General features: G+C 36.4%; 27 protein-coding genes. 1 reads left to right on the forward strand and 26 read right to left on the reverse strand.

Annotated features, from left to right (window positions below):
* Positions 1-15 precede the first annotated feature (15 nt).
* The 23 genes from BLR62_RS04210 to sleB all read right to left on the reverse strand — a co-directional run bounded on the left by BLR62_RS04210 (position 16) and on the right by sleB (position 21,852).
* On the reverse strand, positions 16-1,263 hold the full coding sequence (locus tag BLR62_RS04210) for a tetratricopeptide repeat protein (RefSeq protein WP_090793583.1): 1,248 nt from the start codon (positions 1,261-1,263) through the stop codon (positions 16-18).
* A 194-nt stretch (positions 1,264-1,457) separates the two neighbouring features.
* Complete coding sequence (aroA, locus tag BLR62_RS04215) at positions 1,458-2,747, reverse strand: 3-phosphoshikimate 1-carboxyvinyltransferase (RefSeq protein WP_090793585.1); 1,290 nt, start codon at positions 2,745-2,747, stop codon at positions 1,458-1,460.
* A gap of 21 nt (positions 2,748-2,768) precedes the next feature.
* Positions 2,769-3,869 (reverse strand): prephenate dehydrogenase, encoded by a 1,101-nt coding sequence (locus BLR62_RS04220; protein ID WP_090793588.1) that lies wholly within the window; start codon positions 3,867-3,869, stop codon positions 2,769-2,771.
* A complete protein-coding gene (gene hisC, locus BLR62_RS04225; RefSeq protein ID WP_090793590.1) occupies positions 3,866-4,972 on the reverse strand; it encodes a histidinol-phosphate transaminase in 1,107 nt (368 codons plus the stop codon). Before hisC ends, BLR62_RS04220 begins: the two co-directional genes overlap by 4 nt.
* 11 nt (positions 4,973-4,983) lie before the next feature.
* Entirely contained in the window at positions 4,984-5,349 is a 366-nt protein-coding gene (aroH, locus tag BLR62_RS04230; protein WP_090793593.1) for a chorismate mutase, read from the reverse strand.
* Positions 5,346-6,425 carry a 3-dehydroquinate synthase gene (gene aroB / locus BLR62_RS04235; RefSeq protein ID WP_090793596.1) on the reverse strand — a complete coding sequence of 360 codons (1,080 nt, stop codon included), beginning with the start codon at positions 6,423-6,425 and terminating at the stop codon, positions 5,346-5,348. Before aroB ends, aroH begins: the two co-directional genes overlap by 4 nt.
* Positions 6,425-7,591 carry a chorismate synthase gene (gene aroC / locus BLR62_RS04240; protein ID WP_090793599.1) on the reverse strand — a complete coding sequence of 389 codons (1,167 nt, stop codon included), beginning with the start codon at positions 7,589-7,591 and terminating at the stop codon, positions 6,425-6,427. Before aroC ends, aroB begins: the two co-directional genes overlap by 1 nt.
* Positions 7,592-7,776: 185 nt before the next feature.
* Positions 7,777-8,550 (reverse strand): CheR family methyltransferase, encoded by a 774-nt coding sequence (locus tag BLR62_RS04245; RefSeq protein ID WP_090793601.1) that lies wholly within the window; start codon positions 8,548-8,550, stop codon positions 7,777-7,779.
* A gap of 46 nt (positions 8,551-8,596) precedes the next feature.
* Positions 8,597-9,568 carry a polyprenyl synthetase family protein gene (locus tag BLR62_RS04250; RefSeq protein ID WP_090793603.1) on the reverse strand — a complete coding sequence of 324 codons (972 nt, stop codon included), beginning with the start codon at positions 9,566-9,568 and terminating at the stop codon, positions 8,597-8,599.
* Positions 9,555-10,037 carry a hypothetical protein gene (locus BLR62_RS04255; RefSeq protein ID WP_090793606.1) on the reverse strand — a complete coding sequence of 161 codons (483 nt, stop codon included), beginning with the start codon at positions 10,035-10,037 and terminating at the stop codon, positions 9,555-9,557. The genes BLR62_RS04250 and BLR62_RS04255 overlap by 14 nt, the downstream gene beginning before the upstream one ends.
* 14 nt (positions 10,038-10,051) lie before the next feature.
* Positions 10,052-10,261, reverse strand: coding sequence for a trp RNA-binding attenuation protein MtrB (gene mtrB, locus BLR62_RS04260; RefSeq protein WP_090793608.1), 210 nt, complete (start codon positions 10,259-10,261; stop codon positions 10,052-10,054).
* An 85-nt stretch (positions 10,262-10,346) separates the two neighbouring features.
* On the reverse strand, positions 10,347-10,619 hold the full coding sequence (locus tag BLR62_RS04265) for an HU family DNA-binding protein (RefSeq protein WP_143008349.1): 273 nt from the start codon (positions 10,617-10,619) through the stop codon (positions 10,347-10,349).
* 431 nt (positions 10,620-11,050) lie between these two features.
* Positions 11,051-12,529 carry a stage IV sporulation protein A gene (gene spoIVA / locus BLR62_RS04270; protein ID WP_090793612.1) on the reverse strand — a complete coding sequence of 493 codons (1,479 nt, stop codon included), beginning with the start codon at positions 12,527-12,529 and terminating at the stop codon, positions 11,051-11,053.
* A 179-nt stretch (positions 12,530-12,708) separates the two neighbouring features.
* Entirely contained in the window at positions 12,709-12,957 is a 249-nt protein-coding gene (locus BLR62_RS04275) for a stage VI sporulation protein F (RefSeq protein ID WP_090793616.1), read from the reverse strand.
* Positions 12,958-13,021: 64 nt separating this feature from the next.
* The gene (locus BLR62_RS04280) at positions 13,022-14,065 is read right to left on the reverse strand and encodes an NAD(P)H-dependent glycerol-3-phosphate dehydrogenase (RefSeq protein WP_090793619.1); all 1,044 of its coding nucleotides are present in this window, start codon (positions 14,063-14,065) and stop codon (positions 13,022-13,024) included.
* Between the two features lie 12 nt (positions 14,066-14,077).
* Positions 14,078-15,388, reverse strand: coding sequence for a ribosome biogenesis GTPase Der (der, locus tag BLR62_RS04285; RefSeq protein ID WP_090793623.1), 1,311 nt, complete (start codon positions 15,386-15,388; stop codon positions 14,078-14,080).
* A gap of 85 nt (positions 15,389-15,473) precedes the next feature.
* Positions 15,474-16,022: a YphA family membrane protein gene (locus tag BLR62_RS04290; protein WP_090793625.1), complete on the reverse strand. Its 549-nt coding sequence runs from the start codon at positions 16,020-16,022 to the stop codon at positions 15,474-15,476.
* A gap of 143 nt (positions 16,023-16,165) precedes the next feature.
* Positions 16,166-17,308: a 30S ribosomal protein S1 gene (gene rpsA / locus BLR62_RS04295; RefSeq protein WP_090793628.1), complete on the reverse strand. Its 1,143-nt coding sequence runs from the start codon at positions 17,306-17,308 to the stop codon at positions 16,166-16,168.
* Between the two features lie 98 nt (positions 17,309-17,406).
* Complete coding sequence (locus BLR62_RS04300; RefSeq protein ID WP_090793631.1) at positions 17,407-17,988, reverse strand: lysophospholipid acyltransferase family protein; 582 nt, start codon at positions 17,986-17,988, stop codon at positions 17,407-17,409.
* On the reverse strand, positions 17,989-18,669 hold the full coding sequence (cmk, locus tag BLR62_RS04305) for a (d)CMP kinase (RefSeq protein WP_090793634.1): 681 nt from the start codon (positions 18,667-18,669) through the stop codon (positions 17,989-17,991).
* 18 nt (positions 18,670-18,687) lie between these two features.
* On the reverse strand, positions 18,688-19,350 hold the full coding sequence (locus tag BLR62_RS04310; protein WP_090793636.1) for a flagellar brake protein: 663 nt from the start codon (positions 19,348-19,350) through the stop codon (positions 18,688-18,690).
* 142 nt (positions 19,351-19,492) lie between these two features.
* Positions 19,493-20,830 carry a germination protein YpeB gene (gene ypeB, locus BLR62_RS04315; protein ID WP_090793639.1) on the reverse strand — a complete coding sequence of 446 codons (1,338 nt, stop codon included), beginning with the start codon at positions 20,828-20,830 and terminating at the stop codon, positions 19,493-19,495.
* Between the two features lie 14 nt (positions 20,831-20,844).
* Positions 20,845-21,852 (reverse strand): spore cortex-lytic enzyme, encoded by a 1,008-nt coding sequence (sleB, locus tag BLR62_RS04320; protein ID WP_090793642.1) that lies wholly within the window; start codon positions 21,850-21,852, stop codon positions 20,845-20,847.
* A 183-nt stretch (positions 21,853-22,035) separates the two neighbouring features.
* Here sleB and BLR62_RS04325 point away from each other — a divergent pair, with 183 nt between their 5' ends.
* Positions 22,036-22,611, forward strand: a complete 576-nt coding sequence (locus BLR62_RS04325; protein WP_090793644.1) for an adaptor protein MecA — start codon at positions 22,036-22,038, stop codon at positions 22,609-22,611.
* Between the two features lie 48 nt (positions 22,612-22,659).
* On the opposite strand, the gene BLR62_RS04330 is transcribed toward BLR62_RS04325, so the two are convergent.
* The 3 genes from BLR62_RS04330 to BLR62_RS04340 all read right to left on the reverse strand — a co-directional run bounded on the left by BLR62_RS04330 (position 22,660) and on the right by BLR62_RS04340 (position 24,862).
* A complete protein-coding gene (locus BLR62_RS04330) occupies positions 22,660-23,631 on the reverse strand; it encodes an asparaginase (RefSeq protein ID WP_090793647.1) in 972 nt (323 codons plus the stop codon).
* 63 nt (positions 23,632-23,694) lie between these two features.
* On the reverse strand, positions 23,695-24,291 hold the full coding sequence (locus BLR62_RS04335) for a hypothetical protein (protein WP_090793650.1): 597 nt from the start codon (positions 24,289-24,291) through the stop codon (positions 23,695-23,697).
* Positions 24,272-24,862, reverse strand: a complete 591-nt coding sequence (locus BLR62_RS04340; RefSeq protein WP_090793652.1) for a CPBP family intramembrane glutamic endopeptidase — start codon at positions 24,860-24,862, stop codon at positions 24,272-24,274. Before BLR62_RS04340 ends, BLR62_RS04335 begins: the two co-directional genes overlap by 20 nt.
* Positions 24,863-24,868: the final 6 nt, after the last annotated feature.

Genomic DNA, 24,868 nt, shown 5'->3' on the forward strand with positions numbered 1-24,868 from the left:
CATCATATCTCTACATTAGCTCTCAAGTCGCATGAGATATTGTTCTAAATCACTATCACTTGGTTCAAATGATAGGTAACGTTTAAATACAGAGATTGCTTCTCCAATTTTTCCTTCTTCAACTAAAAAGTAACCATAGGATTTTAAGAAGTCTGCATCATCTTTAAAGTCATCATACGCCTGTTGAAAAGCTTTATATGCCTCATTAAACGACTCTTCTTCTTCATAAGCTTTTGCTAGCTCCCATTTATAATACCCATCTTCTTCGCCTTGATCAATTATATGAGATAATAAATCAATTATTGCTTCAAAATCACCATCTGCCTTATAATTTTCTACTAAATATAAGACACCTTCTTTATAGCCAGGGTCAATGGCGATCGACTCACGAGCTAATCGATAACTTTCGTCTGATTGATTGACTTTCCTTGCTAACCCAGCAGCCGTTAATAAAAGCTCTTTGTTTAATGAATCTTGTTCAATACCTAATTTGGCTACGCGATAACCTTCATCAGGCATCCCTTGTTCATCATACGCCTCAGCCAAATACGGATAGACAGATGTATAGCTAGGATCATTGTTAATTAATTTTTCCCAATTATGAACGGCAATATCCAATCGATTTGCCTGAAAAGCGATAAATCCATATCTAAACAACGTATCGTCATCGTCAATTTCAACTGATTGATACCATTCAATCGATTGTTCGAATTCACCGAGTGCTGCATATGATTCTGCTAAGCGTTGACTAATATCAACTTGGTTAAGGACGCGCTCTTGTTTATAAACTTTTTCATAATGGGTAAGCGCTGCTTGATAGTGGCCATTTGAAAATGCTAATTCTGCTAAAGCAAAATCAATCATATATTCATTAGGGGCTAGTTGCTTTGCTTCCATCAATTTTTGTTCAGCTACTTCAAATAAACCTTGTGATTGGTAAAGATCAGCTTTTTGTAATAGTGCTAAAACATAATCTGTCGATTGAGAATCGATTGTTTCTAATAAATCCAGTGCTTTTTGATCTTCTTCTAGATCTGTATATAATTCTGCTAACGTAATAATTAATTCAGTATCTGTTGGATAAATCGTAAGCAATTTTTCTAGTATAGGTTTTGCATCATCTGTTAAACCTAAATCCAAAAACAAATCAGCAATCGTAAATAAATCATCTTCATTTGCATCTTTTGCTAAGTCTTGTAACATTTTTATACCTTGATCGGTCTCGCCTTCTTCAATTAAATGAATTGCTTTATATATATCCATCGTATCGTAACAACCTTTCAATATGCTTATAGAATAAGACCATCATAACGAAAAATAAATCAAGATTCAATTATAATAGTGGATAGCCATAAAGCATACGCATTTTCACAAAACAAAACGATCAACTGATAAAAGGTCTAAATCCGATTATCAATTGATCGTAAAAGAAATTTTTTTATTTCGTTTAAACGATGTTATTGAGTTAATTGATCTAAATGATCGAAAAAGCCTGGATACGATATATTAATCGCATCTGAATCTTTTAACGTTACGTGTCCAGTTGCAATTAAAGAAGCAACTGCGATCATCATACCGATTCTATGATCACCATGTGAACTTACTTTAGCCTCTTTTAATGGTGTTGGTCCTTCAATAATCATACCGTCTTGCGTTGCTTCAACATGAGCGCCTAATGCTTTTAATGTATCGACAACGGTCATAATACGGTCTGTCTCTTTATATCGTAATTCTTCTGCATCTTTTATAATTGTTTTACCTTTTGCTTGTGTAGCCATTAGAGCTAAAATCGGAATCTCATCAATCATACTCGGAATGATGTCTCCTTCAATGGTCGCTCCCTTTAGATTACTGTATTTAACCGTTACATCTCCTACAATTTCTCCACCAATTTCTTTTGTTTTTTCAACAGAAATAGAAGCATCCATTTTCTTTAAGCTGTCTATTATGCCAGTCCGAGTAGGATTCAATCCAACATCTTTAATCGTTAACTTACTTCCCGGCACAATAGAAGCCGCTACAAGGAAAAATGCTGCAGATGAAATATCACCTGGGACTTGAATCGATGTCGGTTTCAGTGAATCAATCGGATCAACGACGATTTCATTACCGTTAACATTAATTTTCCCACCAAACGCTTTTAGCATGTTTTCAGTATGATCTCTTGTCTTTGTCGATTCTATAACTGTTGTTTGACCATTAGCTGTGAGTCCAGCCAAAAGAACACCCGATTTCACTTGCGCACTTTTCACTTTTGGTTCAAATACAACATTGTTTAAACGTTGACCTCGAATTGCAATCGGCAAGTACTTCCCGTTTTGACGTCCATCAATGGATGCCCCCATTTCCTTGAGCGGATCCGTAATACGATCCATTGGACGATTCGTTAAGGACGCATCACCAAATAAAGTTGTATGCATATTTAACCCAGATAATAGACCAATTAAAAGACGTGCTGTCGTACCCGAATTACCTAAATTGATTGGTTGTAACGGTTCTTTCAATCCGTCTTTACCTTGGCTTTTAATCGTTACTTTTTTACCTTCTTGATCTATCGAAACACCCATTAGACGAAAGGCATCAATCGTTCGGATACAATCTTCACCATCTAAAAAATTTTCAATCGTTGTCGTACCATTAGCCAGAGCGCCTAATATAATCGATCGGTGTGAAATGGATTTATCTCCTGGAACCGTCAATTCACCCGTTAAGCCTTTATTAACTGCTCGGAGTATTTTTTCAGACATTTGCTTCCCTACTTTCTCATCTTAATCTTCTATCATCGTTTCATAGCCTTTTTGAACTAATAAACGTTGACTTGCGATTTGATCTTCTTTTGAAACAAAACTCAGTCTTAAAACACCTGTAATGCCTTCTCTTATTTCAAGAATTTCAATGTTTTTAATACTAATTTGTTCTTCTGCTAAGTATGATACGACCTTTAATAGAGCGCCCGGTTGGTCAAAGATATCAACAAATAAATCATAAAATGCGGGAATAGCTCCACGTTTTTTGTGATCGAGGCCGTCTCTATATTCTCTCGCCTGTTCTAAGTAATGATACATCGTTGTTTTATCATCACTTTCGAGGAGTTTTCTTAAGTCTTTCATTTCTTTTATCCAATCTGTTAATAGGTTGGATAAAATATGCTTGTTTTGAAAGAAAATATCTTGCCACATAGCTGGGTTGCTTGATGCAATTCGTGTAATATCTCGAAAACCACCTGCAGCTAAGTTTTGAATATAATCATGCTTTTCTTGCCAGTTTTTCGCTTGATGGACAAGTGATGATGCAATTAAATGCGGGAAATGCGAGATAACACTTGTCATTTCGTCATGCTCGTCTGGGTTTAACTCGAGAAACTGACAGTCTGTTGGTTGAAGTGCGTTCTTTAATTGGTTTACGGTTTCTTCAGGTACACCGACACACGGTGATAATATATAGATGGCATTTTCGAATAAGTGGGCTTTGGCAGCTTCAACACCTTTTTTATGTGAGCCTGCCATAGGGTGTCCACCGATGAATGATACGTGAGGTGATTCGATTTTTTCCGCTGCTTTCATCACGTTACCTTTTACAGACGAAACATCTGTGACTATAAGCGGTTGCGTAAATTCAATCTCATTAAATGATTCAATTAACTCAACCGTCTTAGAAACAGGTGTTGATAAAATACAAATATCAACAGTCGGTAAAACTTCTTTAAAATTATCGCATCGCTCGTCTATTATGCCGTTCTCTTCTGCATAGAGAAGTGTTTTTTTATTAACATCGTAACCTATAACATGATAATCGTTTTGTCTTACGATATTTAAGGCCAATGAACCGCCGATTAAACCTAAACCGACAACTAATACTTTAGGTTTCAAACTTCCGTCTCCTTTGCATGCTCATTTAAAAAATTTCTCATATGGGTTTGTAGTTCTTGCATATCTTCTTTTGCTCCGATTGTCAGTCTGACACCATTAGGAAATCCTAGTGCGACACCACTTCTGACAATAAACCCTTTAGATAATAAGTAATTGAATAATAGATCACCCGATACAGGTAGCTTAATAAATAAGAAATTAGTTTCAGAATCAAAGTAACCTAATTCCATCTCATCACAGAAATTTATCATATCAATCTTATTGTTTAACGTCTCTTTACGTGTTTGCTCTAAAAATTCTTGGTCTTTAAAAGCCGCAATCGCCGCTTTTTGCCCTACGTCTGTCGTGTTAAAGGGCCCTCTAGCGATATTAAGCGCTTCACTGATTTCAAGATTACTAATGCCATAGCCAACTCTTAAACCAGCAATGCCATATGCTTTAGAAAATGTACGCAATACGATTAAATTGTTGTATGTTTTTAACAACTCGAGCGCATCTGGTGCTTCATGTGAAGAGATATACTCATAGTAAGCTTCGTCAAGCACAACTAATACATCTTCCGGACATTTATCCATAAATAACTTTAACGATTGATCATTGATCATACAGCCTGTTGGATTGTTCGGGGTACATAACCAAACAACATTTGTATTCTCATCTACAGCATCTAACATACCTTGTAGATCATGATAACCATTAATCAGTGGAATTTCTTTAATATCGGCACCTTGAATCATAGCATTGTGCTTATATTGCGGGAAAGTAGGTGTGGCCATAATCGTATTTGAACCTTCTTCGAGGTATGTACGGCAAATCATATCAATGATCTCATCTGATCCACAACCAAAAACGAGTTGATCTGGTAATACAGATAACGCATCACTTAGCAATTGACGAAGATCAGTTGCATAACCGTCTGGGTAAATTTCAAAACTCTTGGCTGCATGTTGAATGACTTCATCTACTTTCTTGGAGTAGCCAAATGGATTTTCATTTGAAGCCAACTTAACAATTCGGTCTAAACCGTATTCTTTTTTGACTTCTTCTATTTGTTTACCGGGTTTATATGGTGTCATCGATTCAAATACTTTTTTAGCTTTCATCTAAATCCCTCTCAATCATTTATTAAATCTGGTCTTAATTTTTTTGCTTCAAAATGATACACATGATGAACGTCTTTTTGGCTTCGTTCGGTATTAATACTCATCAACACACGAATACATTTTGGTAAGCTGCCTGGTACATCAATTTCTTTTGTACACATAACGGGAACATATTGCCAACCTTCTAATTCCCGTATTGGTTTTGCTGGAAACGTCGCATTTAAATCTGACGTGACCGAGACAAGCACACTCGCAACATCTTCAGGTTGAATCGTGTTCTGTTTAACCATATCTTCTATTAATAATTTGGTATGATCTAAGATTTCATCTGCTTTATTATCGCGAACAGTTGTCGCTCCTCTTACGCCTCTAATCAATTGTTCACCAACTCTCGCATGAATGTTTCGAGCCAAAGGGTTACATCGTTGTCTTCTAAACGGACAGATGTACATTCTCCTAATTGTTTAAGTAAAACCATCTGAATCGCGCTATTTTTAGCTTTTTTATCTTTCTTCATTCGAGTGATCAGCCTGGTGACCGATAAGTCACTTACATCAAATGGGTAATTGTTTTGCTTAAACCACCGGTACAACTCATCGAATGGAAGTTGAATATTAAAATGCTGCTCACTGACTCGTAGTGCAAAAAGCATTCCAATCGCAACAGCTTCACCATGTGTGATGTGACCATAACCACGTTCAGCTTCGATGGCGTGTCCTAATGTATGACCAAAATTAAGATATTGCCTAACATTTTGTTCAAATTCATCTTGCTGGACAATTTCACGTTTCACATGAATACCGTTAATTAAATCACTGACTAAACGTTCATTATCGAGGGGCTGATTTAAATTTAAAGATTTAAGTTGATCCCAAAAAGGTGTTGGGTGAATCAGACTATGCTTCACAATCTCAGCATAACCTGAACGAATTTCTCGTAATGGTAACGTGTGTAATGTATCAACATCATACAAGACAGCCTTCGGTTGATAAAAGCTACCGATCAGATTTTTACCTTCAGGATGATTGATGGCTACTTTTCCGCCAACACTTGAATCATGGGCTAAGATAGTCGTTGGCATTTGAATAAAGTCAATCCCACGCATATATGTCGATGCGACAAATCCTGCTAAATCACCGATCATTCCTCCGCCAAGTGCCACAATCAGACTGTCGCGATCAAGACCAGCGTTTATAATTTCAGTCATTAAATTAAAGTAAAAACGACTGCTTTTAGAGCCCTCTCCAGCCGGAACAATTGAATAATCAACCTCAGATACTTTTCTTAACTCTGTTAACACATCATCTAGATAAAGGGGGCCGACCGTACTATCGGTTATAACAAAAACCTTACGGTATGACTTCGGTAACAATTCATGAAGACGAAACCTGAGCTCACTATCAACATTTACATCATACGCACCGTCTTTTGTCATCACTTGAATGGATTTCATTAAAAGCACCTTGCTTCTTCTTTGTATTGATCAAATGCCTCTTTTAATTTAGGGAATTGATCATGTGGGAATTGATCAAGAATTTCTTTAGCAATTTCAAATGCCACAACATGTTCCATCACAACAGCTGCAGCAGGTACAGCGCAAGAATCAGATCGTTCAATACTTGCATTGAAAACCTCTTTTGATTCAATATCCACACTTTGAAGGGGTTTATATAACGTTGGGATAGGTTTCATAACCCCTTTGACGACGACTGGCATTCCTGTTGTCATACCGCCTTCAAATCCACCGAGGTTGTTCGTACGACGTGAAAAACCAGTCTCTTCTGAATGAATAATTTCATCGTGAACTTCGCTACCATTTCGTCTCGCCGCTTCAAAACCAATTCCAAATTCAACCCCTTTAAAGGCATTGATACTTTGAACCGCAAAAGCAATCTTCGCATCTAATTTTCGATCATAATGTACATATGAACCAAGCCCTGCTGGAAGTCCTTCAACTCGAACTTCACAAACACCACCGATTGAGTCACCATCTTTTTTCGCTTGATCGATCGCGTTCATCATTTTTTGAGCTGCATCTTCGTCTAGTGTTCTTACAGGTGATTCTTCACTTTGCTTAATTCGCTCATCCATTTCAAGTTCAGGTTTTGATTCAGCTACAATCCCTGCGATCTCATTAACGTAACCGACAATTTTAACACCAAGATTTGCTAATAATGTTTTCGCAACAGCACCTGCTGCAACGCGCGCTGCTGTTTCTCTTGCAGATGAACGTTCTAATATATTACGCATATCACGATGTCCATATTTAATCGCACCATTCAAGTCAGCATGTCCAGGTCTTGGGCTTGTTACCGTTCGACGCAGTTTTTTATCACTTTCGATAGGATCTTCTCCCATTATATCTTCCCAATGTTTAAAATCGTCATTTTTAACAACCATTGCAATGGGTGATCCTAATGTATAACCGTGTCTGACACCACCTGCAATATCCACCAGATCCTTCTCTATTTGCATACGTTTACCACGCCCGTGGCCTTTTTGTCTTCTTAATAATGATTCATTAATATTTTGAGTTGTTAAAGGCATTTGAGCAGGTACACCTTCAACAATCGTCGTTAGCTGTTTACCGTGTGATTCTCCAGCAGTTAAATAGCGCATATTAGTTCCCCCTATTTATATATAATTTTGTATTAATATAACATACCTAACGCCTTATGTGTGCATTTAATTGATAGATAATTCTTTTTTTTCAAACATTTCAAAGAAAACGAATAGAATTTGATGCGTTTACTGATATAAAAGAAACGTCCATGAATCATATCATGTACGCTCTTGAATCAATACTATTTTGTTTTTTGATAGAAAAATGTATCCAACACTTGAAAACCGTATTTCTCAGGATTAAAAATCTGTTCGGTACTACCTACGAAAAACACACCATCTTGATTCAATGATTGGTTGAATTTATGATAAATTTCATTCTTAGCATCCTCAGTAAAATAAATGAGTACATTACGACACACAATTAAATCAAATCCTGTTGGATAAGCATCTGATAATAAATTATGCTTTTTAAACGTAATAGCATTTTTAATTTCATCGGCGATCATATATAAATTATTTTCTTTCGTGAAATGCTTATCAATTAACGGTTTTGGTGCTTCTTTTAATGCACGTTCTGTATAAATACCCTTTTTAGCCCGTTCGAGTATATTATCATCTATATCTGTCGCTAGTATTGATACTTGATTTAAATCTAAATATTGACTAAGCATCATCGCAATTGTATAAGGTTCATCACCTGTTGAGCAAGCTGCACTCCAAATTTTTAATTTACTCTTTTTCTTTAATAAATCAGGTAATATTTTCTCTTCTAAAACATTCCATCTCACTGAATTACGATAAAATTCTGACACGTTGATCGTCATTTTATCTAAAAACTCAGACATTAACGCATCATCATTTGCTAGCGCTTTGTAATAGGACTCAAAATCTGCGAATCCTTTTTTATCACGTAAGGAAGTGAGGCGTCGTTTCATTTGAACTTCTTTGTATAAATTTAAATCGATACCTGTTTTCTTTTTAATCGACTGTGTAAACTGTTGATAATCTGACATAACGTATGCTCCTTCTCCAAATTAAAAATAGCCCATTACGATGGAATTATTTTTCAAATAAGTCAATTGGATGGTTATTTAAAGAAGCAACAAGCGAACTTAATATGTATGTTTCCCTTTTTCGGGGTAATTTCTTTAGTTGCTTCGTCGCTTTTAATAAATACCATTGTTTAACTTGGATTGATTGATTAAACCCTTTATCATATCTGACTTCGCTAATAAGTCGTTGATAATCGATGTCATCTAAGACACCTGAAAAAAGTTGTTGCACTTTATCATATATGTTTTTTTCATCTAGCGCAAGAATAGTAGGTAAAGTCAAATATCCATCTGATAGGTCAAGTTGAGTATCTTTTCCTCGATCGTATGAATGAAAATCCATTAAATCATCATAAATTTGAAAAGCCATCCCAAAGAAATAACCAAATTGATATAAATCTCTTTCTATTCTTGTATCAGAATCTAACAACAATCCTGGTGCTTGCATCGACACACCAATGAAATGAGCCGTTTTTTGTCTTACTTTTCTTAAATAGGTTTTAACCGATTTATCTAGTTTGTTTCGTGAATTTAACTGCATTAATTCACCATTCGTTAAATCGACTAATAAGCGCGACATCACACAGTGAAGCCGTGTTGAATTGAGTTCTGTTAATTTTCTTAGTGCAAATGCAAATAAATAATTGGCTACATTAATGGCATATAATGTAGTTTGAGCTTTATGTAATGTGGGTTTATCTCGTCTCATATCTGCATCATCAATCACATCATCGTGAATTAAACTTGCGAGATGAATCAATTCAAATATTGCAGCTAAATGAAGGATACGCTTTCGGTCAGCTTCTACATAATAACTAGACGTAATCACGAGTATTGGACGTATTCGTTTGCCACCTGTGACAAGCTCAAGAGCTGGCTCTTTTATCCTCAAAGGCATACTAGATAGCCAATTGATCAACAAATCGTTACAATCGTTTAAGTCTTGGCGTATTAAATCAAATCGTTTAGGTATCTCCATCTTCAACCTCACTTAAAGTAAGTTCGTTTATCTTTATGTATTTTTGAACTGTCTCCAATATGCCCCATGAACTCAACGCTTCTCCTTCATGATCACTAGCTAATTGAAGATAAATCGACTCGACTGGTGTTTGGAGCATTTGAACAAGATCTATTAAATTCAGTCTTGTTAACTTTTGATAGTAACAGGCACTTAAATAATCCGACCATAAAATAAAGTGATCGGTCTGTTCAAGCTTTCCTTGACTGTATAATATATTTAAATCAATAGCATATTTTAAAGACATTAAGGCCATCACGATCTGATCTTTATCCTCTTCTGATCTTTTTAAATAGTCAATGCATGAGATAAGATGAACTAAAAATGCATCATGATCTGGTAGTTTTTTTAAAGAATTAGAAAAAGACACTGGTATATTTAATTGCTCAAATGTTTCAAACCACCGACTTTTTAAGTGCAAATAATCCATTTTATTATCCTGCACTACTCTGATTCAATTTTCCCGTGACTTGACTGTACAATGGCCTTACCTTTTACTTTCACTGCTGAGGTATGATCTGTAAATTGAACGATTAATAATTCACCTTGATCTAATTTTTCTGAATGATGAAACTTTGTGTCTTCCCCACGCGTTAAACCAATGACTTGCACACCGTCCTCTAGTGCTTTAATGATCATATGATCTGATTGCATTATTTTCACCTCTAATATCGTTATTGAAAATGATGAGAAAAGAAAAAAGGGTGCAATACTGCACCCTTTTACGCCCTATGTAACATTATTTTACGATATCTTTAAGGGCTTTACCTGGTTTGAAAGCAGGAACTTTGCTAGCTGGGATTTCAATCTCAGCGCCAGTTTGTGGGTTGCGACCTTTACGGGCAGCACGCTCACGTACTTCAAAGTTACCAAAGCCGATTAGCTGTACTTTCTCACCATCTTTAAGTGAATCCATGATAGATTCAAATACTGCGTCTACAGCTTTTGTAGCGTCTTTCTTAGAAAGTTCACTTTTTTCAGAAACTGCATTGATTAAATCTGTCTTGTTCATGATATTCACCTCCTCCCACATTTAAATTCATGAAGCATACGAACTTAAATGGTTAATGGCCATTTGTTCTTTTAACTAATTCATCCGTTACTTCTTGATCATCAAAATAATTGATGACAAAGCTTATAATAAACGACTTTCCCTGCAAATTCAACAAAAAATAGATGAATAGTTAAAATTTATCATATTACAATTGATAAATTTTAACAATTTGACAGTTAGTTCTGCATTCGTTGAATCATTAACATGACAAGGTTAGTGCGCTTACATCAATTGAATCGTACCATAGTAGGCTTTCTAATGCAAATCGTTATTATTTTTTCAAAAATAATAACGATTATATAGGTTTTTTATTACTATACCGTCTAAAAATAATAAAAACCTTCCGCTTATTTAAAAGAATAAACGAAAGGTTTTTTATTTAAAATGACTTATAATATAATCGCTAACATGCCGCCTGATCCTTGATTAACGATTTTTTCTAATGTTTCTTGTAATTTAAACCGCGCATTTTCTGGCATGAGCGTTAGCTTACCCTGAATGCCTTCACGAACAATTGAGCTAAGTGATCGGCCAAATATATCGGATTGCCAGATAGATCTTGGATCATCTTCAAAATCTTGCATTAAATAACGTATGAGTTCTTCACTTTGTTTTTCCGTACCGATAATCGGTGAAAATTCTGACTCGACGTCTACCTTAATCATGTGGATCGATGGGGCAATTGCTTTTAATTTCACACCGAATCTCGACCCTTGTCTTATGATTTCAGGTTCATCGAGTCTCATATCATCAACGGAAGGAAATGCAATCCCATACCCCGTATTTTTGACCATATTGACTGCATCGGAAATTTGATCATATTCCTTTTTCGCTTTTGAGAAATCTTGCATTAATTGTAATAAATGATCTTTTCCTCTAATTTCTTCACCTACAATTTCTTTTAATACTTGATCATATAATGTATGAGGTGCATCTAGCTCGATTTCAGCGATTCCACCCCCTAAATCAATCGTATCAACAGACGCTTTTTCAATGTACTCATATTGATCAAAATGACCAATTACCCGGTCTACATCACGCAGGCGTTTAATGTCTTCAATGGTTTCTTGAATAGCATTTTGATAATTGGATTTTAGCCAATGATCATCTTCTAGTACCATGACCCAATTGGGTAAATTGACATTGACTTCTAAAACTGGGAATTCAAACAATGCTTCTCTCAATACGCGATAAATATCCTCTGATTCCATGTTTTCAACACTCATAGAAAGTACAGGGATATCATATTGCTCATTTAATGTCTGACGTAAATATTCTGTGTCTTCATGATGGGGTTTTGTTGAATTAACAATCATAATAAATGGCTTGCCAACCTCTTTTAATTCTGAAACAATTCGTTCTTCAGCACTGACAAAATCATGGCGTGGAATATCACCAATCGTCCCGTCTGTTGTAATCAAAACACCAATTGTCGAATGCTCCTGTATAACCTTTCTTGTCCCCATTTCAGCTGCTTCGTGAAATGGAATCGGTTCTTCATACCAAGGCGTATGAATCATTCGTGGGCCATTTTCGTCTTCAAAACCTTGTGCACCCTCAACCGTATAACCGACACAATCAACAAACCGAACATTAATATCAAAACCATTTTCAAGTTCTAGGTGCACAGCTTGATTCGGTATAAACTTAGGTTCAGTCGTCATAATCGTTTTACCCGCTGCACTTTGTGGCAGTTCATCTTGTGCTCGTAGACGGTCAGATTCATTCGAAATACTCGGCAACACTACTTTTTCCATGAAACGTTTAATGAATGTTGATTTCCCTGTTCTTACGGCTCCAACTACCCCTAAGTAGACATCACCATTTGTTCTTTGGGAAATATCTTTAAACACATCAATTTTATCCATTGAATTCCCTCCTGCTATACTTATGGCTCTATTAAGACGACTTTTCACATTTAAAGTCTATGACGTTGTCCACTTCTTTTATGACTTATATTCAATATTTCCTCATATTTAAACCAGGTGCATTGGGGCAAATACACCTGGTTTGACTTTGAATAATCCATAATTAACAATTTCAATTATTATAAATTGAACCATTGACTCAATGCATTCATATCATTTGGTAACTTGTTATTTGTGATCGTATTAACGAGTTGTTGTTTTTGTTCGGGTGAAATCGACTGGCCAGCTAATCGTTGTAATTGGTCAATTAACTGACTAACGGTTTGTTCATCACTAAAATTTGCATTTTGCATTGCTTGAGCAATATTAATAATCTCGTCAGTTTCAATGTTTTTCTGCTTTAACAGATCAAATAAATGTTGACTCACATAAAAACCCCCCTGCTATAGTATAGTCGCTTCACTATATGCAAGGGGGCTTGATTTTGTACGCCTATTGATCGTTATAATGCTTTTTAAGCATATGGTGCACTTCATCTGTTTCTGGACGTTTAGAACGCGTCATTAATTGATCAACGACCTCTCTTGGGTCAGCCTTTTCAAATAATATTTTGTAAATACCCGTTGTAATAGGCATTTCGATCTTTCGTTCTTCGGCTAATTGATAGGCTGCTTTAGCCGTTCTAACGCCTTCAACAACCATTCCCATTTTATCTAGAATCTCTTCTAATGATTCACCTTTGGCTAACATATGCCCGGTTTTCCAGTTTCGACTGTGTATACTAGTAGAGGTAACGATCAAGTCACCAATACCTGTCAACCCAACAAATGTTAATGGATCAGCGCCCATAGCTGTACCTAACCGGGCTATTTCAGCCAATCCACGTGTGACCAGCGCAGCTTTTGCATTATCACCATAACCTAATCCATCTGATATTCCAGCTCCAAGGGCAATAATGTTTTTAAGTGCGCCACCTAGCTCTACACCTAGAACATCTTGGTTTGTATAGACTCTGAAACGCTCATTCATAAATAAGTCTTGTGTGTGCACACTTTTGGCTACATCACTTGATGTCGCGCTCACTGTAGTTGGTTGAAAAACACTTACTTCCTCAGCATGACTAGGCCCTGAGAGAACTACAACCTCACCATATAAATCCTTAGGCAATTCTTCTTCAATCATTTCTGATACACGTTTAAATGTATCTGGCTCAATTCCTTTCGTTCCATGAATCAGCGTAACTTGATGGGTTAAAACGCCTTTTAATTGCTGGCAAACTGGACGAATCGCTTTTGTTGGTAAAACGAGCACAATAGCAGAAACCTGATCAATCGCCTTAGTCAAATCACTATAGGCAACTAAATCTTGAGGTAACTGAATATTGTTAAGATAGTCACTATTTTGATGCGTTTTATTGATTCGTTTAGCATGATCCTCATCATGCGTCCACAAACGTACCTCATGGCCATTTTGATGCAATACCATCGCTAAAGCCGTCCCCCAGCTCCCTGCTCCTAATACAGCTACTTTTTCCATTCTGTTAGCCTCCTATCCTCTTCGCCTTGCGTAAATTTTAATTGGCGTGCCTTCAAATCCAAAGGCGTCTCGGATGCGATTTTCTAAGAAACGTTCATACGTGAAGTGCATAAGTTCAGGATCATTAACAAAAACAACAAACGTCGGTGGTTGTACTGCCACTTGAGTCGCATATAAAACTTTAAGGCGTTTACCATTCATTGTCGGTGTTGGGTTCATCGCCACAGCATCCATAATAACGTCATTTAAGACATTCGTTTCAACACGTAACGCGTGATTCTCACTCGCCAATTTAATTTGCGGAATGAGTGTATGGATCCGTTTTTTGGTTAATGCTGACAAGAAAACAATCGGAGCATAGTCTAAAAACGGGAAATGCACTCTCACTTTTTGTTCAAAATCTTTCATTGCTTTCTCATCTGAATTAACAGTATCCCACTTATTGACGACAATAACGACGGCTTTTCCTGCTTGATGAGCATATCCTGCTATTTTCTTATCTTGTTCTATTATACCCGTTTCTGCATCAATTAATGTTAAAACAACATCAGAACGTTCGATGGCTTTTAGCGCACGCAAGACGCTGTAGCGTTCTGTTGCTTCATAAATCTTACCTCGTTTTCTCATCCCTGCCGTATCTATAATGACATAATCTTGATCATCTTTTGTAAACGGTGTATCAACAGCATCACGTGTGGTACCAGCGATCTCACTCACTATGACGCGTTCTTCATGTAAGATGGCATTTACAAGTGATGATTTCCCCACATTAGGTCGTCCAATCAGACTAAAGTAGATCGTGTCTTCATCATGAACATCCGTGTCTAACGTAGGGAAATAACTTACGACCTGATCAAGTAAGTCACCTAACCCTAAACCATGTGTTCCCGAAATCGGGAACGGTTCACCGAAACCAAGACTGTAAAATTCATAAATAGCTTCTCTCATCTCTGGGTTATCAACTTTATTCACAGCTAAAACAACAGGTTTATTAGATTTATATAAAATTTTCGCTACTTCTTCATCAGCCGCTGTGATCCCTTCTCGTCCATTGACCATAAAAATAATCACGTCAGCTTCTTGAATTGCGACATCAGCTTGTTCTCTCATTTTGACTAATAGAGGTTCATCACCAAGTTCAATGCCCCCTGTGTCAATTAAATTAAATTCTGTTGTTAACCATTCTGCTTGTGAGTAGATACGATCACGAGTTACACCTGGTGTATCCTCTACAATCGAAATCCTCTCACCTACTAAGCGATTAAAAATAGTAGACTTTCCTACGTTCGGTCTACCAACTACCGCTACAATTGATTTTCGCATGAAAGGTTCATCCTTTCTGTTTTCATAATCATATTTACATCTAACTTATTTATTTTAGCAAAACAATTCTATTTCTACAATCTTTTTAGTATGGTTTGTTAGGTCGACTGATGAGTTGTTGGTACTGATAAAGCATGAACAACGACATATAAGCATATAAAAATAACTGATGATCGCCGAGTCGAACATAATCCATTGATTGACATCTCATGAATTGAAAAAACAATTCACCAAAGAATAATGTGATCATAAAGCTGATCATTCTCAATGATGGATCCTTTATTAATACAATCATCAACAATAGTAGTATAAGTGATATCATGATAAATCGATTAAAGAATAACCAAATTGGATGAACTAAAAAGATAAGTTGTAAACCTGTATATAGAAATAGCCAAGCATTGATCATAAATAGATGAACAACTTTCAATTTGAATCGTGCCAATTGAATCAATAAAACCATGCTCATAACGATATACGCAATCGATACTTCAATCGATTCAGATATGACAATCGGATTAATAAAACAAACATTAAAAAATAATAAGAATACGATCCATCGATTCGCACGATATCCGTGATCAAAGAAGCTAAAATAATAGATCAATAACCAACTCACCCAATAAAAAGCCACATTCTTCACCCCATAACAACCATTATAGGGTAAGTTTGTAAAAAATATTCAAACAATAAATAAATTCAAAAATCCACCTCATCTATAACTAAAAAAAAGACTGATAATGGCATTAAACCACTATCAGTCTTTCGGATTATAGATTAATCTTTAAATTGGTCAAGTTTGTTACCGATTACGTCGCTTAGTGAAAAACCAGCATCATCTTCTTCTCTTTCATATGATTTTAATTCCTGTTGGTTTTTCTCAGCTTCAATTTCTTTAATACTTAAAGAAATTCGTTTTTCATCAGGATTAACATCTAACACTTTAACATTAACCGTCTGACCAACTTCTAATACTTCTTGTGGTGTTCCAATGTGCTCTGTTGAAATTTGTGAAATATGCACTAACCCTTCAACTTGTGGTAGCACTTCAACAAAAGCACCAAAATGAACAAGGCGCTTAACGGTGCCTTCTACAATATCACCTGCGTTTAATTTAGTCTCTACATTTTCCCATGGACCAGGTAATGTTTCTTTAATTGAGAGTGAAATACGTTCAGATTCTGGATCAACAGATAGAACTTTAACTTTGACTTGGTCACCTTCACTCACGACGTCTGATGCATGTGCAACATGATCATGTGATAGTTCAGAAATGTGAACTAAACCGTCTATGCCACCTAAATCGACGAATACACCAAAGTCTGTAATTCGAGCAACTTTTCCTTCGACAATTTGATTTTCTTCAAGTTGAGATAAAAGCTCACCTTTTTTAGCATTTTGCTCTTCTTCTACAACGGCTTTATGACTTAAAATAACACGATTCTTCTCACGGTCTAATTCAACAACTTTGAGTGTTAAGCTTTGATCTAAATAATCAGAGAAATCATCAACAAAGTGTGTCTCCACTAATGAAGCAGGAATGAAACCTCTAAGACCCACATCAACAACAAGTCCACCTTTTACAACTTCTTTAACTGTTGCTTCAAAAATTTCACCTGATTCTAATTTACTTTCTAGGTCTTCCCAAGCTTTCTCAACATCTACTGCTTGTTTAGACAAAATAATTTCATCGTCATCTATTTTTTTTATTTTTAATGTTAATTCATCTTCCAATGAAACAACTTCATCTGCTTTTTCAATGTGGAGACTAGAAAGTTCACGAATTGGCACGACACCATCTGTTTTCCAGCCAATATCCACTAACGCTTGTTTGTCCTCAACTTTTACAACTTTTCCAGTTACCAAATCACCGACTGATAACTCTTTCAAATCTGACATTTCTTGATTCATTTCATCCATTAAAAAAGCCTCCTTCAATTTGCGACAAGAAAAATAAAACTATCCTTTTTTCTAACTTCTAACATTTTAGGCGATTTGTCAAGTCATACCCATCGAAATCATTGATATTTTTCTATAATCTTACGTATATTTTCCATAATATGATCCGTTGCTTCTTTAGCTGATACTTTATCTTCTCTAAGCTGTTTCATGTTTACAGGTTTTCCATATACAATCTTTAGCTTACGTCCAATTTTATAAGGCCCTATAATTGCACAAGGAACAACGGTTGCTTCTGAGCGTAATGCAAAAAAACCTACGCCAGATAAACCTTTTCCAAGCTCCATTGATTTACTTCTTGTCCCCTCAGGAAATAACCCTAGTGTCTTGCCTTCTTTTAATAACCCTAGAGCTTTACGAAGGGCATTTCGATCACTCATCCCTCTTTTAATTGGGAAAGCATTTACGTTCGTCAATATCGGTTTTAACCACTTTTTTTCAAACAACTCTTCTTTTGCTAAAAAGTGAACTACTCTTGGTGCTGAACCGCCTACCATTGGTGGATCAAAATTTGAAATATGATTCGAACAAATGATGACTGGTCCGGATTTAGGAATGTTTTCTGCCCCGATCACTTCCATTCGAAAAAGAGGTTTTGATATATACCAAACAACATTTTTTGCTATATGATAAAAAGACATTTAGCACCATCCTTTTTCGGCAATTAAATCAATAATTTTACTTTTAACATCTTGAATGGAACGTGATGTCGTATCGAGTTCAATGGCATCGTCTGCTTTAATAAGCGGTGACACTTCTCGTTCTGAGTCAAGTTGATCTCGTTTTCGAATCTCTTCTTTTAATTGTGATAGATCGACTTCATAACCTTTTTTTTGATTCTCCAAGTACCTACGTTGTGCACGTTCATCCACTGAGGCAAGAAGGAATACTTTTAATTCAGCATCTGGAATCACACGTGTTCCTATATCCCGTCCATCCATGACAACACCACGACGTTTAGCTAGTTGTTGTTGTCTTTCTACCATCTCTTCTCTTACTTTTTTATGTTTAGCAACTGTTGAGACGGCATTGGTTACTTGATCAGTTCGAATTAGTTCACTAACATCTTGTTCATTAATATAAACCTTTTGCTCGTTTCCTGATTGTTTTAAATCAATTTTTATTTCACTTAATTGATGGAATAATCGATCTTCATCGTTTAGATCAATTCCATTTTCTATTGCGCTATATGTTAATGCACGGTACATTGCACCTGTATCAATATAGATATAATTCAATTCCTTTGCGACTAATTTAGCTACTGTACTTTTCCCGGCAGCTGCAGGCCCATCAATCGCAATTGCTATAGCTTTTTTCGTCATAATCTCGTCCTCTCATCGTCAGCTTTTCGTCGAATACTGACGTCTTCTTTCTTGTAATTGTTTATCAAAACAAAATTGTATAATACGTTGGCGGTCTTTTTCATCAATTTCTGTGAATTTCATTGATAAAATCGGTTTTGCCACCTCTGATTTTTCTTGTGTCCTGATCGTTTCCATTTTAGCAAATATGTATCCTTGCTCTTCTTGCTCAGAGTGAATGACAATGATAACATCCAAAGCTGTTGCTTGAGGTAAATATCGCTCAAATGGATACAATAAAGCAACGCCGCCACCGCTAATATCTTTTGTCACTGTTGCAAATGGTTCGCATGTTTCATCAACTGATTGAACAGCAATATCAAGCCCTGCATCTACTCGAACGTATTCTCTTCTTTGGATTTTTTTTAGTTTGTCTTTATCATAGTGTAAAACTAAAAGGGGAACATTGTCTTTCTTTCTTCCCTTCACCTCTGTATGGAACTGATATACCGCCTCATCGTCCGATACAAAATAGGCAAACAAACGCGCTCCCTTTGGGAATAAATCTGTTCTACCTGTTGTTAAATTAATCGGATAGTCTATGTATAAGTTCTGACCCTTTTGATCAACAACTCGACAACGATAACGAATAATTTCTCCATCTTGTTCCTGCTCTAATGTTAAGCTCGATCCAACTTTCATTGAGATAACCTCACCTTCAAAGTGTGCCTAATTATATTATGGCAAACAACACTATGAAAGCGCAAGGCGAATAGCAAAATAATTTCACATTCAAAAGCCTCTTTAGATATTATTCTACGTTAATATCTAAAGAGGCAATCCTTTATAAGCCCCAAATAGGCTCTACATCGTGTAATATTTCTGCCATTACTTCTCTACCTGTATTCGCGTCGATGAAAATTCGGTAAGTATCTGTCTCATTCGTACAGAATAAAGCGTAGCTTAACACTTCCTCACCATCTCTTTCATCTATGATCGCCAGGTGATGATCTTCAACAGTTAAGTGATGATTAATAGCGTTTTCAGCTTCTTGTAACGTCAATTCAGGTTCTTCGACATCTCTCTTTTGATGATTTCTATAATAATCAGTCGCATTAAAACCAACAATTGCTCCATCATCTAACGCAACCTTTATCATTACTTTATCTGGGTAAACATAAACATCGTCTTCCAAACCGACAAATTCGAATACACCAATTTGATCATATTGTGCTGCTTGTAATAATGTCATACTGTTTAAGTCTTGTTGATTCAAAAAGGATTCCGCTTCATTCTGTGCTTCATTTAAACCAAGTTCAGCATGAGAAACGTCTCGATTCATCATATAGTTTAAGATATGACCACCCTGTTGAGACACTTCAACATATCCATGATTCTCTTGTGCTTCAAACGAACCATAATATGTTGCAAGTTGAGCACTCTCTTCTGAGGTATTTAAATCGACAAGTGCCTCTTCGTCTAACTCAAACTGATCTTTAATTTTCTCAACAGCTTCATCAGCTGATACCTGTTCACCATCAATGTGTTTAAAATGATCGTGTTGACTCGGTAAAGTGGGGGATAAGGTATGGGAATGCGCTTCTTGGAAATCCGTGGCTAAATCATTGACTGATAATAATCCATCCACTAAGGAATGTGTATCACCCGTATCACCTTGTGTTAATAGCATCTCGAGTTCAACCCATTTAAGTTCCTCGTTTAACACTTGATTTTGTGTGATTCTAACATTTTCCCTTATTTGTTCAGATGTTTGATATAAAGCTGTCAATTTCTCTAACTCGTCATCGGACAATGGGTTTTCGTCTAAATCCCGCATTGCTACATCATACGTGAAATCACCTACCTCTGAAAGATAGAGCTCAGTTTGATTAAAAGGTAGAACGACAAGCGGAAGTTGCGCTACATCCGACTGTGCTTGTGCTGTTAAACGCCATATTTCAATCAACTGAGGCGTCATACGTTCAGTCGAATTTAAAGCAAGCGTTGTCCCGATCTCTTCATGTAACACATCAAGGTGATAAGTTAAATCATGAAAGGCACGTTGATAGTTGTTTTCCGCATGCACAACCATCATATCGCGCTGTTGGTTAATACGTAATCCCCAAAAAACTGAAATGAGTAAGGTTAATCCTAAAAGGGCAATGACAATCCATCTTTTCATACTTTCACTCCATTCTATTCACAAAAGATGTGCTTACCAATTCGTTTAATTTGTGGTCTTGACCAGATCCAACTAGACGTTGCCGTATCAGGATTAAAATAATACAAGGCTTCTCCTGATGGATCCCAACCATTTATCGCATCTAATACGGCTTCCCTTGCTGTTTCGTCTGGTTCCATATAGATTTGTCCATCTGCAACTGCCGTGAATGCTAACGGCTCAAAAATCACACTCGCAGCACTATCAGGAAATGTAGAACTTTGAATACGATTCAATATAACAGCAGCAACAGCGACTTGACCTTCATACGGTTCACCTCTTGCTTCTCCATACACAGCTTGCGCCATCAAGTGAATATCATTGTGACTAAATCCATTTGGCACATTAGCAGACGTTGCTTCCATCGGTTCTTCTTCATCGATATTCTCTCCACCTGTGTCCTCGCCTTCTTCAGGACTCTCTGGTTGCTGCTCGGTTGGATCAGGCTGATTGACATTATCCCCAGTCTCTTCAGTGACATCTGGTTCTTGCGGTGTTTGTTGTGGTTGAGAGGTATCATCACCTGTTTGTTCAGGTTGAGTTGGCTCTTGTTCGGGAGAGTGCTTTTCTTTCTGGTTCTGCTCTTTAGGTTGAGGTTCACTCGTACCTGGTGCAGGTTGAGATCCATAGTGAGTAAACCGTCTACCTTGTTTAAGTTGTTCTCGAACTTCTTCTTTATGATATTGACTAGCTTTAATCAGCATATCTTTAACTTGATCTCCTGCTAATCCATCAACCTCCATACCAAATTCATACTGGAAGTTTCTTAAAGCCCAATACGTACCCCAGCCAAACACACCATCAATTTGACTATTATAAAAACCGAGGTATTGCAACCTAGCTTGTAATTCAATTACATCTTCACCGACTGCACCATGTTGAATCACTTGTGGGCTAAATGCATCTACAGAGTCTACATATGATATATGAATCACCATCGCACTTGTTAAAATTAAACAAGCTTTTATCAATCGCTTTAACATGACATGGCCTCCTTTTTAGAAACAAACGAATCATTACTAAGTAGTGTTGGAAGTTGATGAAAAATTATACACTATTCAGGCGATTTATCTTAGGCGTCTTTGTTTCATAAATAAATGTGATATCATATAATAAGCAAAAGGAGTTCATTCGACGTAGTTAATGGATATGAGGAGGTAATAAGTGTGAAATTAGAGAGATTAACGCCAAGTCAATTTAAAATATTTTTAACATTTGATGACCTCCAAGAAAGAGGATTATCACAAGAAAAGTTATGGGATGATTTACCTCTTCTTCAAGCTTTGTTTCACGATATGATGTTTGAGGCAAGTGAAGCATTAAACTTTGAACTTGTAGGGTTATTGTCAATTAAGGTTTACCTACTTCAAGCACAAGGGATGTTACTGTATGTAACACAAGAAGAGAGTGATGAGAGGGATGATTATGTTGAAATGCAAGTGACATTAGATGAAAGCAATGAATTACTCTTTGAATTTGCAGATTTTGAAGATATGATCCAGTTAGCCAGAACAACCGAACCTTTGAACCTAAACAAAGGGAAAGTTTATTATTATAAAGACCATTACTATTTATATTTTAAAGAACAGACACTTGACACTTATGGACTTGATAATATGATCGCCATTTTATCTGAATTTAGTTCAGCAAGTTTAATTCCATTGGCGATGATTGAAGAATATGGAAAAGTTGTCCTTGAAAAAGATGCTTTGCAATCGATCAGGTATCATTTTAAACATTAAACTATTTTCTAATGCTAAAACCAGACGTTGTTAAAACGCCTGGTTTTTTTAAGGACATAGCTTTTGTTTTAGAGCTGTGCGGTCACATCCAGAAGCCAAAAGCGCAAGGAGTCGAATGCGAGCTTTTGGGCCTGATAGTCGTTTTTCAAAAAAGACCCCTTTATCCTTTAGTTGTTTACCTCCACCTACGTAGGCATAAGTTGGCTGCACATTACCTTTAAAACTTCTAGATACAATCACAACAGGTATATCACGCTCAATTAACTGATCAATTTGATCGGCTAGCGCAATCGGAACATTTCCTTGACCAAACGCTTCAATAACCAAACCATCTATTTCTGCAGCCATAACAGCCGATATAAATGATGGCTCCATTCCTGCATATACTTTTAATAAAGGCACTACTTTTGATACGTGATCAAACGATATATGTTCAAAAGTTAGTCGTGTTTGATAATAATAAATGTCCTCTTTAGTGATCATTCCAATCGGGCCAAATTGCGGACTTTGAAACGTTGCTACGTTGCTAGTCGAGGTCTTGGTTACTACTGGAGCCGTATGAATGTCGTCATTCATCACGACGAGAACCCCTTTATGTTTAGAATCAGGATCAGAGGCGACGCGGATTGAACTAATCAAGTTATATAAACCATCAGAACCAATTTCATTACTCGAGCGCATCGCACCGGTTAACACAACAGGTATGTCATTATTTAAATAGAGATCAAGAAAATAAGCCGTCTCTTCTAGCGTATCCGTTCCATGCGTAATGACAACACCGTCATATAATCCCGCTTCAACTAACTCCTGGATCGTTTGACCAATACGCAACATCTCTTTCGGTGTCATTTGAGGAGATGGTAAATCGAGCAAGTAGTGTTCACTAATCGAAGCAAATGTTTGTAAGTGATTTAAATGTTGCGTTAACGGGTGTTTATCCTTCGTCATAATCGTGCCTTCTTCAGCATGGTCTTCCATCGCAATGGTACCGCCTGTGTGGATAATCATTATTTTTTTCATTGCTAAATCCCTCCTAAAAAGCGTTAGCTTCGTTATATTAACAAAAGCTAACGCGTAATATCTTTAGTTTAATTCAATTGTGTTGGGCAAAAACAGACGCGTTCGATTCTCAAATGGTTGATCGATCGAATGCGTAATATCATTAATTTCCTTTATTAGCGGCAAACTGTTATGTGTTTGATAAAAAGCATCGACAACTTGCTCTAACGTTTCATCGTTCTGTGTAAAGTAATAATGCCCTTTTATAGTTCGAGTACGATCTTCACTAGATAAACTAAATGTTCGCTCTACCTCTTCACTCAATCCATTTTGATTAGACACGACTTGAACACGATCTATTGTTTGGTCAGCTCGCAACTCATTCATCGTATCAGAATTATAAAACAAATCGCCCCAATAATGATACGACAACAATATCGCAACAATAATAAAGAAAATAACAACGACAAAGCGAATTAAAGCATAACTAAACTTCCATCTTACCTTTTGTTCTTTCTCATCATGAACTTCACTTCGAGGTGGTAAATTTAACAGATCCATTGAATCATCAACATCATTTCTATGTTCATCTTCAGTATTCGATTGAGTCTCTGAATGTGATTGGATTGATTCCATTTGTTCTCTTAATGTATGAGCTTGATCATCTTGTGGTTGATACATAATAGGTTCCTCCAGATTGATGTCGCCAATATAAACCTAACGTTAAGTCGACAATAAAATGTAATGTTATCACAACTAACAAATTATTCGTTATATCCATAATAACACCTAACGATATACTAACGATCAACAAATTAATAACTAAAAATGGTTTTTTTAAATAGCGCACATGAATAAGTGCAAAAATAATGGCCGTCAATTCAAAACCTAAATGGTGTTGCATCACACCTCTGAACAACCATTCTTCACTTATTGCTATTATACCACTTAACCCTATAATTTCTAACCGATTTATTTGAGAAAAAATCAATTGATTCACGCCACCGTCATCCCACCAGTGTTTCGGGAAATAACGATAACTTATAAAATCAATGGATACAATGAGAAGTGCTGGTATAACACCATAAATAAACATGTTTATTATATCTACTTCTATTACATTCACAAGCGAAAAATCTCGAGATAAAAGTGTCCATGGCAGTGAAATGGCAATCAGCATAAGTTGCGTAAGATAAACAGCTTTTCTAATTTCTTTAGGTGTGAGCCCCTTTAGTGATTCGATGTGATTCATTCTTTA

Origin of the sequence: Pelagirhabdus alkalitolerans (assembly GCF_900096905.1) — a bacterium.
GTDB classification, from domain to species: Bacteria; Bacillota; Bacilli; order Bacillales; family Amphibacillaceae; genus Pelagirhabdus; species Pelagirhabdus alkalitolerans.